This window comes from Aeromonas sp. MdU4 (assembly GCF_041929505.1).
Classification (GTDB): domain Bacteria; phylum Pseudomonadota; class Gammaproteobacteria; order Enterobacterales; family Aeromonadaceae; genus Aeromonas.
Genome location: NZ_JBHFMW010000021.1, coordinates 181,644 through 195,260, shown reverse-complemented (window position 1 = coordinate 195,260; position 13,617 = coordinate 181,644). Strand labels below are relative to the sequence as shown.

The 13,617-nt window shown below is 57.4% G+C and carries 12 protein-coding genes; 5 read left to right on the top strand and 7 right to left on the bottom strand.

What is annotated here, in order from left to right:
- Positions 1-133: 133 nt before the first annotated feature.
- The gene (locus tag ACE1BR_RS11800) at positions 134-1,540 is read left to right on the top strand and encodes a sigma-54-dependent transcriptional regulator (protein WP_374870455.1); all 1,407 of its coding nucleotides are present in this window, start codon (positions 134-136) and stop codon (positions 1,538-1,540) included.
- A 104-nt stretch (positions 1,541-1,644) separates the two neighbouring features.
- Here the strand turns inward: ACE1BR_RS11800 and ACE1BR_RS11795 are convergent, their stop codons facing one another.
- The 3 genes from ACE1BR_RS11795 to ACE1BR_RS11785 form a co-directional block, all read right to left on the bottom strand.
- Entirely contained in the window at positions 1,645-2,514 is an 870-nt protein-coding gene (locus ACE1BR_RS11795) for a tetratricopeptide repeat protein (RefSeq protein WP_374870453.1), read from the bottom strand.
- Between the two features lie 113 nt (positions 2,515-2,627).
- Positions 2,628-2,963: a hypothetical protein gene (locus tag ACE1BR_RS11790; RefSeq protein WP_374870451.1), complete on the bottom strand. Its 336-nt coding sequence runs from the start codon at positions 2,961-2,963 to the stop codon at positions 2,628-2,630.
- Positions 2,964-3,106: 143 nt separating this feature from the next.
- Positions 3,107-3,451 (bottom strand): DUF2956 domain-containing protein, encoded by a 345-nt coding sequence (locus ACE1BR_RS11785; protein WP_374870449.1) that lies wholly within the window; start codon positions 3,449-3,451, stop codon positions 3,107-3,109.
- 490 nt (positions 3,452-3,941) lie between these two features.
- On the opposite strand from ACE1BR_RS11785, the gene ushA reads away from it, so the two are divergent.
- On the top strand, positions 3,942-5,693 hold the full coding sequence (gene ushA, locus ACE1BR_RS11780) for a bifunctional UDP-sugar hydrolase/5'-nucleotidase UshA (protein WP_374870519.1): 1,752 nt from the start codon (positions 3,942-3,944) through the stop codon (positions 5,691-5,693).
- Between the two features lie 124 nt (positions 5,694-5,817).
- On the opposite strand, the gene ACE1BR_RS11775 is transcribed toward ushA, so the two are convergent.
- Complete coding sequence (locus ACE1BR_RS11775; RefSeq protein ID WP_374870447.1) at positions 5,818-6,678, bottom strand: Tim44 domain-containing protein; 861 nt, start codon at positions 6,676-6,678, stop codon at positions 5,818-5,820.
- Positions 6,679-7,042: 364 nt separating this feature from the next.
- Between ACE1BR_RS11775 and dnaB the strand changes: the two genes are divergently transcribed.
- The 3 genes from dnaB to ACE1BR_RS11760 all read left to right on the top strand — a co-directional run bounded on the left by dnaB (position 7,043) and on the right by ACE1BR_RS11760 (position 10,126).
- Positions 7,043-8,437, top strand: coding sequence for a replicative DNA helicase (dnaB, locus tag ACE1BR_RS11770; RefSeq protein ID WP_033136212.1), 1,395 nt, complete (start codon positions 7,043-7,045; stop codon positions 8,435-8,437).
- A gap of 196 nt (positions 8,438-8,633) precedes the next feature.
- Positions 8,634-9,707: an alanine racemase gene (gene alr, locus ACE1BR_RS11765; protein WP_374870445.1), complete on the top strand. Its 1,074-nt coding sequence runs from the start codon at positions 8,634-8,636 to the stop codon at positions 9,705-9,707.
- Positions 9,707-10,126, top strand: a complete 420-nt coding sequence (locus ACE1BR_RS11760) for a secondary thiamine-phosphate synthase enzyme YjbQ (RefSeq protein ID WP_374870443.1) — start codon at positions 9,707-9,709, stop codon at positions 10,124-10,126. The genes alr and ACE1BR_RS11760 overlap by 1 nt, the downstream gene beginning before the upstream one ends.
- A 105-nt stretch (positions 10,127-10,231) precedes the next feature.
- On the opposite strand, the gene pepE is transcribed toward ACE1BR_RS11760, so the two are convergent.
- The 3 genes from pepE to ACE1BR_RS11745 all read right to left on the bottom strand — a co-directional run bounded on the left by pepE (position 10,232) and on the right by ACE1BR_RS11745 (position 13,606).
- A complete protein-coding gene (gene pepE / locus ACE1BR_RS11755) occupies positions 10,232-10,957 on the bottom strand; it encodes a dipeptidase PepE (RefSeq protein WP_374870441.1) in 726 nt (241 codons plus the stop codon).
- Positions 10,958-11,191: 234 nt separating this feature from the next.
- Complete coding sequence (locus ACE1BR_RS11750; protein ID WP_374870439.1) at positions 11,192-12,565, bottom strand: endonuclease/exonuclease/phosphatase family protein; 1,374 nt, start codon at positions 12,563-12,565, stop codon at positions 11,192-11,194.
- Positions 12,566-12,805: 240 nt separating this feature from the next.
- The gene (locus ACE1BR_RS11745; protein ID WP_374870437.1) at positions 12,806-13,606 is read right to left on the bottom strand and encodes a heme ABC transporter ATP-binding protein; all 801 of its coding nucleotides are present in this window, start codon (positions 13,604-13,606) and stop codon (positions 12,806-12,808) included.
- Positions 13,607-13,617: the final 11 nt, after the last annotated feature.

Genomic DNA, 13,617 nt, shown 5'->3' with positions numbered 1-13,617 from the left:
AAAACGGCTCCTTAAGGAGCCGTTTTTACTTGTGCATCACCTATAATCGCGTGATAACTGCGTTGTCCCGCGTTGGGTTTATGCAATAAAAAAGGCAAAATAGATCGCAGAATCAAATTCAAGGATGGATCCAGTGGCTGAAAACAAACCGCGTGTCCTGCTGGTGGAAGATACCCGAAGCCTGGCAGTGGTCTATGAACAGTACCTGCGGCTGGATGGGTACGAGGTGGTGTTGGCCGACTGCGGTCAGCAGGCACTGGCGCAGTTGCTGGCAAGCCCACCTCCCGTGGTGATGCTCGATCTGGAATTGCCGGATATGTCCGGCATGGATATTTTGCAGATGATCACCGAACAGCAGCTTCCCTGCTCCGTGGTGGTGATCACCGCTCACGGCTCGGTGGATGTGGCGGTCGAGGCGATGCGTCTCGGCGCGTTCGACTTTCTGACCAAGCCGTTTGACAGCAAACGTCTCTGTGCGACGGCAGGCAATGCGTTGAAGCATCAGCAGTTGAGTTCGTTGGTTGCTCAGTATCGGGAGAACTTCGAGCGTCACTCTTTTTACGGTTTTATTGGCGCATCCATGCCGATGCAGGCGGTGTATCGCATCATCGAGAGCGCGGCACCCAGCAAAGCGACCGTCTTTATCACCGGCGAGAGCGGTACCGGCAAGGAGGTGTGTGCCGAGGCGATCCACCAGTGCAGCCCCCGCAGTGAACAGCCCTTTATTGCTCTCAACTGTGCTGCCATTCCCCACGATTTGATGGAGAGCGAGATCTTCGGCCATGTAAAGGGCTCCTTTACTGGCGCTCAGGGAGATCGCAAGGGCGCCGCCAGTCTGGCGGATGGGGGCACGCTCTTCCTTGACGAGATCTGCGAGATGGATCTGGATCTGCAGAGCAAGTTGCTGCGTTTTATCCAGACCGGCACTGTGCAGCGGGTTGGCAGCGGCAAGCTGGAGACAGTGGATGTGCGCTTTATTTGTGCCACCAACCGGGATCCGTTACTCGAAGTAAAGGCGGGCCGCTTTCGCGAGGATCTCTACTATCGTCTCCATGTCATTCCCCTCTATCTGCCACCGCTGCGGGAGCGAGACGAGGATATTCTGTTGCTGGCCCGCGACTTGTTGCAGAACTATGCCAAAGAGGAGAACAAGCGCTTCAGGGATTTCGATGCCGATGCGGCGCGGGTGCTGCTCGACTATCCCTGGCCCGGTAACGTACGCGAGCTGCAAAACGTGGTACGCAATATCGTGGTGCTCAACGACAAGGAGCTGGTGAGCCCGGATATTTTGCCACCACCGCTCAATCGGATTCAGCCCCAGTTGCCAGTTGCGATTGCGGCGGCGGCTGCATCGGCTCCGGCCGCCAATGGTGCAGCAAACGGGCCGATCCGCCCGCTCTGGCTGGTGGAGAAAGAGGTGATTGAACAGGCCATCGCCAGCTGTGATGGCAATATTCCCAAGGCGGCGGCATTGCTCGAAATCAGTCCTTCCACCATCTATCGCAAGAAGCAGAGTTGGGAAGAGACGAGCCTGACCTGAATGGGCGAGTTCGCTATGCAAAAATGGCGTCGGGAAGCGTTCAATATATTCTGCAGACGGGCGGCATGAGCCGCCCTCTCTTTAGGCCGCATTAGGCCGCAGCTTTAGAGTTTGGCGAGCCGCTTGAGCCGTGCCAATCGTTCACCCTCGTTGGCTTTGAACCAGCGATCCTGTGATAGCAGAAACCAGGCGCGGGAGAAGTATTCGGCAGCAGCCGGGTCGTCCAGCGCCAATGCATTCTCCCCCAGCTCCTCAAACAGATAGCCATCCTCAGGTATGCCAGCCTCTGCTATGTCGCTCTTGAGCTGGAGCAGTTCTGCCAGCGCCTGTTCATGCTGACCCTGGGCCCGGGTCAGGCGGGCCAGACTCCAGCGAGCGATAAATGCCTTGGCCGGATTGTTATGCTGCAGATGCCAGGCCAGGCACTTCTGCTGCTGGGTTTTTGCCTCATCAAAGCGGCCCAGCTCGAACAGGGTCCAGCCCTGATTGTTGTAAAGAGGAGCCAGCCAGCTGCGCACCTTCTCGTCACTGCTGCGCTCCGCCAGCTCCATCGCCAGTTGATGCCAGCGGCTCTGCTCTTCCAGCGGCGCAGCGATGGCGATCATGTGGGCTGCATCAATGGCGAGATAGATCTCCTTGCCCTTGAGCCCCAGCTGCCAGGCTTGCTCAAACAGGGTCTTGGCACTGGCTTTGTCGCCAGCAGAATTAAAGGTGCGGCCTCGCTCCAGCAAGGTCCGGATCCGGGCTCTTGGGGTCTTATCGGTGAGACGAGGCTCTATCTCGTCGAGCAACTGGTGCGCTTCGGCAAACTGGCGTTGCAGCGAATGGGTGCGGGCGATCTGGGACAGCAACTCCAGTTCGAGTTGCAGGTCAGCGGCGGCGCGCACTTCGGGGAGAAGCGCATGAAAACGCAGGGCGGTGGCGGCGGGATCCTGATAATCCCACTGCGCCATGAAATCAGGCGGATTGTCCATTTGGCCTCCTGGCTGGCGATCCTGTCTCCAAGATGCCTGCAGGCCATTGTTTGTACAAGGGGCGCCCGTCACAGAGCACCCCTTGAGTCATGTCAACGACAGCGACCTGCTGGTCAGTAGACCATGGCCAGGCTCATCAGCATCAGACCGAGAGCGGCGAAGGCCCCCTCCTTGATGGCAAGGTGTGGTACCAGCGCCTTGGGCAGGGCCGGAAACAGGCTCAGAGCAAAGCCAAGCCCCGGCATCAGCCAGTGGAATGCCGGATTACGCAGGGCGGGATCGGCGGCACCATTGATGATGATCAGCAGAATAAACAGGGTGAAAGCCGGGAGGATAAACCAGCGAACACCACCGGTGGCGGCGGCGCGCAGTGGCGAGATGCGATAGAGCAGCATGGTCACAATAAACAGCACAAAAGGTGCCAGTAGGTAGAGCGGAGCGGGATTCATAACATGTTTTCCTGAAAGCTTGCCGTTTCGACGCCGGGTATGGGTAGGGGGCGGGATTTAATCAGCCTTCGTGCATGATGACCAGTATCCCGGGTCCGGGCTGTGAAGAGGATCCCGGATAAAGGTTTGCTACCGTGCGTGCCTTAGCGTAACCAGAACCAGGCTGCGGCAAAACCCAGCCAGCTCAGCGCCAGCAAGATCCAGGGCAGGGGATGCTGATGGCTCACTTCAACCAGCTCGAGCTGATCGTCCTGCTCTTCCGTTTGTGGCACGCCTTGTGGCTGCCTGGCTTTGGCCTGCAACTTTTTCTGGCGGCTCGCTTCGCGGGCCCGCGCTTTCATCTGTTTTTTGTACTCGTCGATGCCTTTCTGGATCCCTTGCGCGATAAGCTGGGTTTGCTCCTTGGTCTGCCCCGGCTTCTGGTTGGCACGGGCAATTTTCATCGCCTCCTGCTGGGTTTCAGGGGAAATCTTGTCGTACTTGGCCATCAACTCTCTCCTCGGGCATGGATGGCTGGGGAGTATGCCACAGACAGATCGTTTTTATACATATCAGGATGGGTAAAAGAAGCATGCTTTCAGCATGACGGAACTCTTCATTTGAGCATGAAAACCTATTTAAGTCATTGCCATGTGCTTATCGATTGTTATTTGTGAGGCATTCGTCACGAAATTAAATGACCATTGTGATGGTTGTATTCTGATGCATGCCTGGAATGCCTTTTGAACAAGCAATATATTGCCTGCAGTATCTCATTGATAAATAACACTGTGTTAGATGTAAAGGTGGTCAGCAATTAACAAAAAAGACAGTTATATTTTCTCGATGTATTTGTGAGTGGTGGATCACAATTGTGATCCATTACTTTCCATCATCAGATAATTATCTTTTCAGGGTGTGCTAAATTTGCGCACGATCGAATTAATTCGATCCGTCAATGATAATTAAAAAGGTGCAACGGAAATGAAACAACTAATGATGGGAAGTGTGGCACTGGCAGTGCTGATGGCATTGGGTGGCTGTAATAGTTCAAGTAGCGACAATAATAGTGTTGCTGCGCAGCTTCAAAATCCTGAGTCAGCCAAGAGTGAACCTTGTACTGACGTTAATCATCCCTGCAAATTGACCATTCTGCATACCAATGATACCCACGGGCGTTTTTGGCATAACATCGATGGCGAGTATGGCATGGCTGCCCAGAAAACTCTGGTGGATCGCCTGAGAGCAGAGGCCAAGGCCGCAGGCAGTGATGTGCTGGTATTATCCGGTGGTGACGTGAATACCGGGGTGCCGGAGTCAGACCTGCTGAAGGCTGAGCCTGATTTCATGGCGATGAACAAGATTGGTTATGACGCCATGGCGGTTGGCAACCATGAATTCGATAACCCCATGTCTGTTTTGAAAAAGCAGGAGGGGTGGGCGCAGTTCCCGATGCTGGCGGCGAATATTTACGATAAAAAAACCGGGCAACGCGTATTTAGTCCCTATAAGGTTTTCAAATTTGAGAATGGTTTGAAAATTGCTGTTGTTGGCTTGACCACGGAAGACACCGCCATCATCTCCAAACAGGAGAATGTGAAGGACATCGACTTCCGTAATCCGATTCAGGAAGCTGATAAAGTCATCAAGGAAATTCGTGCCAACAAAGAGGCCAATATGGTCTTGGCAATCACTCATATGGGTCATTATGCCAATGCTATGCATGGCAGCAATGCGCCGGGTGATGTCACTCTGGCAAGAACGCTGCAACCTGGCCTGCTGGACGCCATTATTGGTGGCCACTCCCAGAATCCGGTCTGCATGGAGCGTTCATTTATCAAATATGATAACAAGTTTGGTCCGGGTGAAAAATGTGTGCCGGATGAACAGAACGGCACCTATATCATGCAGGCGTATGAGTGGGGCAAATATGTGGGCCACGCCGAGTTCAGTTATGTCAATGGCAAGCTGACGCTGGACAAGTATGAACTGGTGCCAATCAATCTGGTCAAGCGCGATGACAAGCGGAAGGCATTGAAGCGTGCCGATGGTTCGCCTGATTTCTATCAGCCAGAAATTGTCAAGGATCCGAAGCTGTTTGAAACCCTGCAGCGTTATCAGGATGAGGGTGAGAAGCAGCTTTTGGTGCCGGTTGGTGATACCGATGGTCTCTTTATGGGCGAGCGGGATGTCGTGCGTACCCAGCAAACCAATCTGGGCCGTCTGATCACGACCGCGACTCAGGCTCGCTTGGGTGCTGATTTTGGTATCGTCAACTCGGGCGGGGTGCGTGACAATATTCCGGCGGGTCAAATTACCTACCGCAGCGTGCTGCAGGTGCAACCGTTTGGCAATATCGTGAGTTGGGCGCATATGGATGGTAAGGAGCTTCCTGACTATCTGGCCGCTCTGGCGACCAAAACCGGTGGTGGTTATCCCCAGTTCAGTGGCCTCGAGATGAACGTGAACTGTGATGCCAAAACCGTTGATATCAGCAAGATCAATGGTCAGGATTTTGACCCTGCCAAGCAGTACAGCTTCGCCATTCCTGACTTCAGTGCAGCCGGTGGTGATGGTTACCCCAACATCAGTGCGAAGACCCAAAACGTTGGCTTGGTCGATGCTGTGGTGCTGAAAGAGTTCATTGCAAAGAATTCTCCACTCTCTGCGGTGGAATATGATCCCAATGCCAAAGATCAGGTGCAGTTCTTTGCTGCGGGTAAAGCGGTGCCATCATGCCCGGCCAAGTAAGCCGATAAGTCTGCCAGCCCATCGCGCCGGGTAGTGATAAAGCGTGATGTCGGAAGGCACGAGAACAACAAGGGAGGCATTATGCCTCCCTTGTTTATTGGCTTAACTTCTTGCCACTTAACGATTACAGCTGCTCGATACCGACGATATGCCAAGGGGCATTGTTCTTGGCCAGATCGCGCTCGAGGTGCCACACCTCTTTGATATCTTCCTCGACCTGCTCCTGGCGGTCCATGTAGCGGCCGCTGAAGCGCACGCTCACCTGAGCCCAGTCGCTGCCGTAGTCGGCGCGCACCAGCTGGGTATCGACGTACATCACTTCGGTGTGTTGATCGCCAGTCAGTTCGGCGCGCTCGGCTTTGAGCTGTTCAAACAACTCCGGGCTGACGTACTCGCGCACTTTTTCCAGATCGTTCTTGTTCCACGCCTCTTGCAGGGTGCGGTAGTGGTCGCGGGCACCAGCCAGGAAGCTGTTCATATCAAAGCCCGGTGGCAGACGGAACGGCACGTCGCTGTCGGCAAAGCCGGTGGCTTGCGGCGCGCTGTTGCTCTGCTCGAACTGCTGCGGGGCAGCGGCTTGTGGTGGCTGATAACCCGCATAGGCGGCCTGTTGTGGCTGTGGCGTCGCGACCTTGCCCCGGCGCATGGCACGGAGCAGGAAGACGGCACCCAGTGCCAGCAGGGCGATCAGCAGGAAGTCCATTCCTTGCAGACCTTCAAAGGCACCGCTGCCCAGCAGGTAGGCAAACAGGCCACCGGCCAGCAGGCCGCCCAGCAGGCCACCCATCATGCCGCTTTTCTTCGGCGGAGTCTGGGCACCCAGGGTCGGATTCTTGTTGTCGACCGGTTTGGCCGCAGGCTGGGCCGGCGCAGTTTTGTAACTTTTACCAAAGGATTTGCCGCCGCCAAATTTCTTGGCTTCGGCGTGAGGTGCCCCCAGGCCAATGGCCAGGATCACGGCAAACAGGGTCAGCATCTTTTTCATTTTGACTCGTTTCACTCTCGTCTGTGGGTGGGGCATGCTCTGCTTTGGCAAGCTCAGCAAGGCGCATGGCAGGCTGCCTATCCCTAAATGTGTCGCAGCTTGTGCCGATAAGTATCATGATTGGCATGAATTATTCATGAACGAATTACCACCTCGAGTGGTGGTCAACGCAAGGAGTAAGCAGCATAAAAAGCAGACGATTGAGTCGCAAAGAGCGCAAGATGCGCAGCAAACCCAGAAGCAGTAAACAGGACCAGACCCTGGTATGGCCCTTTATGATGGTATGAGCCGCCAGATAGGGCTCGCCGTAGTTGGCTTTCTTTTGTAAAATTCCCGTCCCCTTCCCGCTGCGGTTTTTATGTGTATGGCAGAGCAAGTGACGGCGAAAAAAGACGCCAAGACACAACAGCTGAAAGTTCCCCCCCACTCTTTTGAGGCCGAACAGTCCGTACTGGGCGGCCTGATGCTGGATAACGATGCCTGGGATCGGGTTGCCGAGCGGGTCATCGATCAGGATTTCTACAGCCGTCCGCACCGGTTGATCTTCCAGGCCATGACCCGTCTCTCCAACGCGGGCAACCCCATCGACCTCATTACCCTGCAGGAGGAGCTGGAACGCTCCGAACAGCTGGAGGAGTCCGGTGGCTTCGCCTATCTGGTGGAGATCGCCAAGAACACCCCGAGTGCTGCCAACATCAACGCTTACGCCGAAATCGTGCGGGAGCGGGCGGTGGTGCGGGAGATGATCTCGGTCGCCAACGAGATAGTTGAAGCGGGCTACGAGCCGCAGGGCCGCACCTCCGGCGATCTGCTTGACTTGGCCGAGAGCAAGGTATTCAAGATTGCCGAGCAGCGCAGCAGCGCCAATGAGGGGCCCCAGCCTCTCAAGCTGATCCTCGAGCAGACCGTCGACAAGATTGAAGAGCTGTTCAAGACTCCGCATAACGGGGTGACCGGGGTGTCGAGCGGTTATGGCGATCTCGACAAGATGACCGCCGGCCTGCAGCGTTCTGACTTGATCATCGTGGCGGCTCGTCCCTCCATGGGCAAGACCACCTTTGCCATGAACCTCTGTGAGCACGCGGCCCTCACCGCTGACAAGCCGGTGCTTATCTTCTCGCTGGAGATGCCCTCCGAGCAGATCATCATGCGTATGCTCGCCTCGGTCGGTCGCATCGACCAGACCAAGGTGCGTACCGGTCAGCTCGACGACGAGGATTGGGCCCGTCTCTCCTCCACCATGGGATTACTGCTCGAGAAGGGCAAGATGTATATCGATGACGCCTCCGGCCTCACCCCGACCGACGTGCGCTCCCGCGCTCGCCGCATCGCCCGTGAGCACGGTGGCCTCTCGATGATCATGATCGACTACCTGCAGTTGATGCGGGTGCCAGCGCTCTCCGACAACCGTACCCTGGAGATCGGCGAGATCTCCCGCTCCCTCAAGGCCTTGGCGAAAGAGCTGCAGTGCCCGGTGGTGGCGCTCTCCCAGTTGAACCGAAGCCTGGAACAGCGGGCCGACAAGCGTCCGGTCAACTCGGATCTTCGTGAATCGGGTTCTATCGAGCAGGATGCGGATTTGATCATGTTTATCTATCGTGATGAGGTTTATCACGATGACAGCCCGGACAAGGGGATTGCCGAGATCATCATCGGCAAGCAGCGTAACGGCCCGATAGGAAGAGTGCGCCTCACCTTCCAGGGTCAGTTCTCCCGGTTTGACAACTACGCCGGTCCGGCGTTTGATGACGACTATTGATATAAACCCAAGGTGATGGCGGATTAGCCATCACTGCAACTGTCCTGACCGATGGCCCAAGCAGATAGTGGCCAACCGTCGGGGCTTGTTTTCCCGGTTCGACAATTATGCCGGTCCGGCCTTCGACGACGATAAGTGAGTGGCGGTCTTCTGCCCGATGAGGGGGAGACCATTTGTGCCCTCGTAAGGGAAAACCATGAAAGCGGCTACTGCCCAAATCAACACTGCGGCCTTGCGCCACAACCTCGCCGTGGTCAAGCGCCACGCTCCCGCTTGCAAGATCATCGCTGTGGTCAAGGCCAACGCCTATGGCCACGGACTGCTGCCGGTCGCCCGCACCCTGGTGGATGCGGATGCCTATGCGGTGGCCCGTATCGAAGAGGCGCTGATGCTGCGCTCCTGCGCCGTGGTCAAGCCCATCGTACTGCTGGAGGGCTTCTTCTCCGCCGACGATCTGCCGGTGCTGGCGGCCAACAACCTGCAAACGGCGGTTCACACCTGGGAGCAGCTGGAAGCGCTGGAGCAGGTCGAACTGCCTGCCCCCGTGGTGGCCTGGCTCAAGCTTGACACCGGCATGCACCGCCTCGGGGTGCGTGCCGACGAGATGCCCGCCTTTATCGAGCGTCTCGGCAAGTGCAAGAACGTGGTGCAGCCGTTCAACATCATGACTCACTTCAGCCGCTCCGATGAGCTGGAGCAGCCCACCACACGCGAGCAGATCGATCTCTTCAGCCGTCTCACGACGCCGCTGGCAGGCGAGCGGGCCATGGCCAACTCGGCGGGCATTCTGGCCTGGCCGGACTCCCACTGCGACTGGGTTCGCCCCGGCGTCATCCTCTACGGCGTGTCGCCGTTCCCCAACACGGTGGCGGCCGATTACGACCTGCAGCCGGTGATGACCCTCAAGACACAACTGATTGCGGTGCGGGATCACAAGGCGGGCGAACCGGTGGGCTACGGCGCCAACTGGGTGGCGGATCGCGATACCCGGCTCGGGGTGATCGCCATCGGCTACGGTGACGGCTATCCGCGCATGGCACCCAACGGTACTTCCGTGCTGGTCAACGGCCGCATCGTGCCGCTGGTAGGGCGTGTCTCCATGGATATGAGCACGGTCGATCTGGGGCCCGGCGCTACCGACAAGCCCGGCGACGAGGCGGTGCTGTGGGGCGAGGGGCTGCCTGTAGAGCGGGTAGCCGACGAGATTGGCACCATCCCCTACGAGCTCATCACCAAGCTCACCTCCCGCGTCTTTATGGAATACGTCTGATGTGGCAGCAGTGCCTGCTGACTCTGAAGCCCCGTGCGCGGGGCTTTCATCTGGTGACTGACGAGCTGGTGGCCAAGCTGCCGATGCTGGCGGATTACCGGATTGGCATGGCGCACCTGCTGCTGCAACACACTTCCGCCTCGCTCACCCTCAACGAGAACTGCGATCCGAGCGTGCGCAGCGATATGGAGGCCCATCTGCACTGGCTGGCGCCGGAGGATGCCCCCTACTATCGCCACACTTATGAGGGGGCGGATGACATGCCCGCCCACATCAAATCCTCCCTGCTCGGGGTGAGTCTGTTGCTGCCGATCCGCGATGGTCAGCTGGCGCTCGGCACCTGGCAGGGGATCTGGCTTGGCGAACATCGCGTCGATGGCGGTGCCCGCAAGGTGCTGGTGACCCTGCAGGGCGAGTAATCAGGCTGCAACCAGCCGAAATACGATGATAAAAAAGAGGGATGGCGCTAAGCCATCCCTCTTTTATTTCTGCGGTTTTATGAACTATCCGCTTGCCGGTGGCGCTCAGCGCACCTTGAACGGGGTCAGCTCGGCCAGCGGCGCTGCATCCATAAAGGCTTGCGGTTCCTGACCGTGTTTGAAGATCTTGAAGTCCTGATCGCGGGCGCTCCAGTACTCAAGGGTATCGCCGCTGATCTGCAACAGGCTCGCTTCGCGCAGGGCCACCACGTATTCGCTCTGGTTGATGGCGCAGAACTCGGCCAGACGCTCGTCGCGGGTCTCGCCCATGTGGCCGCTGATGCTGGCATCCAGATAGTGCGGGTTGATCTGCAGTGGGAACAGCCCCAGCGCTGGCAGTACGGCTGCGTTGCAGACCGGCATGTCGTTGGTGGTGCGGATGCTCGGGGTCGCCACGTTGCAACCGGCGCTCCAGCCCACATAGGGGACGCCCCGTTCGCGTACGGCACGCTGGATCGGCACGATCAGGCCATTTTCATGCAGCAGCTGATTCAGGCGCCAGGTGTTGCCGCCGCTGATAAAGATGGCGTCGGCCTGATTGATGGCATCGACTGGATCATCGAAGTGGTGAATGCTGATGGTCTCGATCCCGAGGCTCTCGGTCAGATCGTTGGCGCGGGCATCCCAGTCGCTGCGGATCACCGCATAGGGGATGAGCAGAATGCGCTTGACCGGTTTGCGGGCCAGCAGGCTCTGAACCCGGTCGCGGGCCCAGCCGAGCAGACCCGGAAATTCGTTGGCTTTACCATTGCTAAGCAGAAGCAGTTCCATCAATACGTCCTCAAAAAGTGAAAGCGGAGGAGGGTGGGACCACCGGATCCGCTGTGCGGTCGGATGGCAAGAGGGGGCATGCTACCACCATTGGCGCGGCAGTTCTGTGATCGGGGGAGGTCATTCAACCGCTACGGATGAGTGACTCAATGCTAGGTGGTGAATTAATAAACAGTCGTCGACTCGTCAGCCATCGCCAAAAAAAGACCCCGCCGTAGCGGGGTCATGGCAGAGTTAGTCGAGTTTGAGATCGACCCATACCATACGATGATCCGAGCTGACACCCTTGGCAATATTGGGTTTGCCATCGATGACGCTGTAGACCAGATGGTAGCCAGGCTCGAAGCTTGCTGGCCAGTAGACGCCACTCTTCACGGCATTGAGGTTGGCAGAGGGGATAACGTGATCCAGCTGCAGTACGCTGCTGTTGGTGATCCGCTCCGGGTTGGGACGATCAAGGTTGCGTTTGCAGTCGGTTCCCTTGGTCACACACTCCGGGCCCCCTTCGCTCACCGGGATCAGGGTGCCATTGGTGATGGCCTGATTCATCAGCGGGTTGTTAAGAAGATCCTGAATGGCGCTCAGATCGCCGTCGCCGGTTTGCGGATCAGCGTTGAGATCGCCAGCGATAACGAACTTGGCGTTTTTGGCCAGTCCACCCTTGGTGCCCTTGTCATCGGTCATATAGTCGAGACCCTTGACGTAGTCGTTCCAGAAGGCGATTTCGGCCCGGTTGTGTCGGACGGTGTGGCGCGCGGCGTTGGCAAAAATCGGCGGAGTCGGGTGGGAGATCAGGAAGTGAATGACCTCTTCGCCCTTGTCGGTCTTGATCCGCACCGGCACGTCGGCGTGGTTCTTGGAGGAGAGCGGGTATTTATCCCAAACCTCACTGGCATACCAGCTATCACCACAAGCACGGTTGGCTGGAATGGGGGCTTTGGGGTTGTTGCAGTCATCGATGACGGGGTTCTGTTCGCCCGGAATATCCTTCCACTTGAAGTGCTGGAAGGTGCGGATCTGCTTGGTATCGATGGGGAATTTGGACATCACCGCAAAGGCGTACTGGCCGTGGTAGTTGCCAAAGCCCCAGCCATCATCGGCAGTGATCTTGCCGTCGAGGTTGAGGTCATAACCGCTTTGCAGACCGGTGTTGGTGGCGAAGTTCTGCATCACCGGATAGTTGATGGCGGTCACTTCTGCGTGCTGGGCATGGGCCAGATAGTTGTCGTTGAAGGCTTTTAGATCGGTGGTGTTCTCACCTTTGCCATCGTTGTCGAATTCGTTGAGCAGGAACACATCCGGGCGATTGCGCTGGATGATCTCTGCGACGTTGCGGATCTGCTGTACGTTCAGGGCCTTGGTCTTCTCTGCGCCACTCAGACTGCCATCGGCGAGGCGTGCCAGCAATTCATCCTGTGCGGAACGGGTCAGTGCCAGTTCGCCAGAGAGCATGCCGGCGGCAGTGCGGTCAAAGGAGAGGTTGAAGGTAGCAAAACGGACCATGGAGTTGGGATCCTTTGCTTCGTTGTTGTCGGTATCGCTGGTGCAGCCAGCCAGCATCCCGAGGGAAATGGCGGCAGCCAGTAGGGTCTTGTTGATATTTTTCATTGTAATTATTCCGTAGCATCAATGAGTTAAGCCTTCCGTTAGGCCGCTCCATTATAAAGATCACCCTCTTGCGAGGGGATTTTGCATGGTTGAAACGTGAGCGCATTCACACCACTTATTGAGCTGTGATGAATTCTCATGCATCCGGAGCATCTGACGGTTGCAAACGGGTTCTGATTGTCACTACGGATAGTGCGTATGGGTGGCGCACATGGTGTGTCGAACTGGTCCGGTATGTTGTTACACCACCATCGGCAGGCCACTTTCTGGATGGTGGAGCACCTGGGCCGGATAGCCGTAGAGGCGGGTGATAAGTTCCGGGGTGAGCACGTCGCCCGGCGTGCCATCGGCCATCAGTTTACCTCGCTCCAGCATCACCAGCCGGTCGGCATAGCGCGCAGCCAGATTGAGATCGTGCAACACCACCAGCACGGCGGTGTTACGGCTGGCCAGCGCCCGGGCCATGGCGAGCAGTTGGTGCTGATATTTCAGGTCGAGTGCCGAGGTGGGTTCATCGAGCAGTAGCAGCCTTGGCTGTTCCGATTGCGCGGGCGAATCAGGGGCTTGCCAGATCTGGGCCAGTACCCGGGCAAATTGCACCCGTTGCCGCTCACCGCCAGATAGGCCGGGGTAGAGCCGCTTGGCCAGATGATCGACTCCTGCATGAACCATGGCGGCGGCCACTATCTCCTCCTTGCGGTGAGTGGATTCGCTGTGGGGCAGGCGCCCCATGGCAACCACCTCTTCGCAGAGAAACGGGAAGTTGAGCGATGAACTCTGCGGCAGCACACCGAGCCGGTGGGCCAGCTGGCTGCTATCCCACTGCTGACGATCCTGGCCAAACAGAGTGATGGTGCCTTGGTGGGGCAGCTCACCGGTCAGACATTTGAGCAACGTGCTCTTGCCCGCGCCGTTGGGGCCGAGCAGGGCGGTCAGGGTGCCGCTATGCAGGGTCAGTTCGAGCTGGTCGAGGATTTGGCGCTGGCCACGGCGCAGGCTCAGCTTGTGGCAGGTCAACAGGGGAGAGGCAAATCGTTCCATAGCAATCCGTT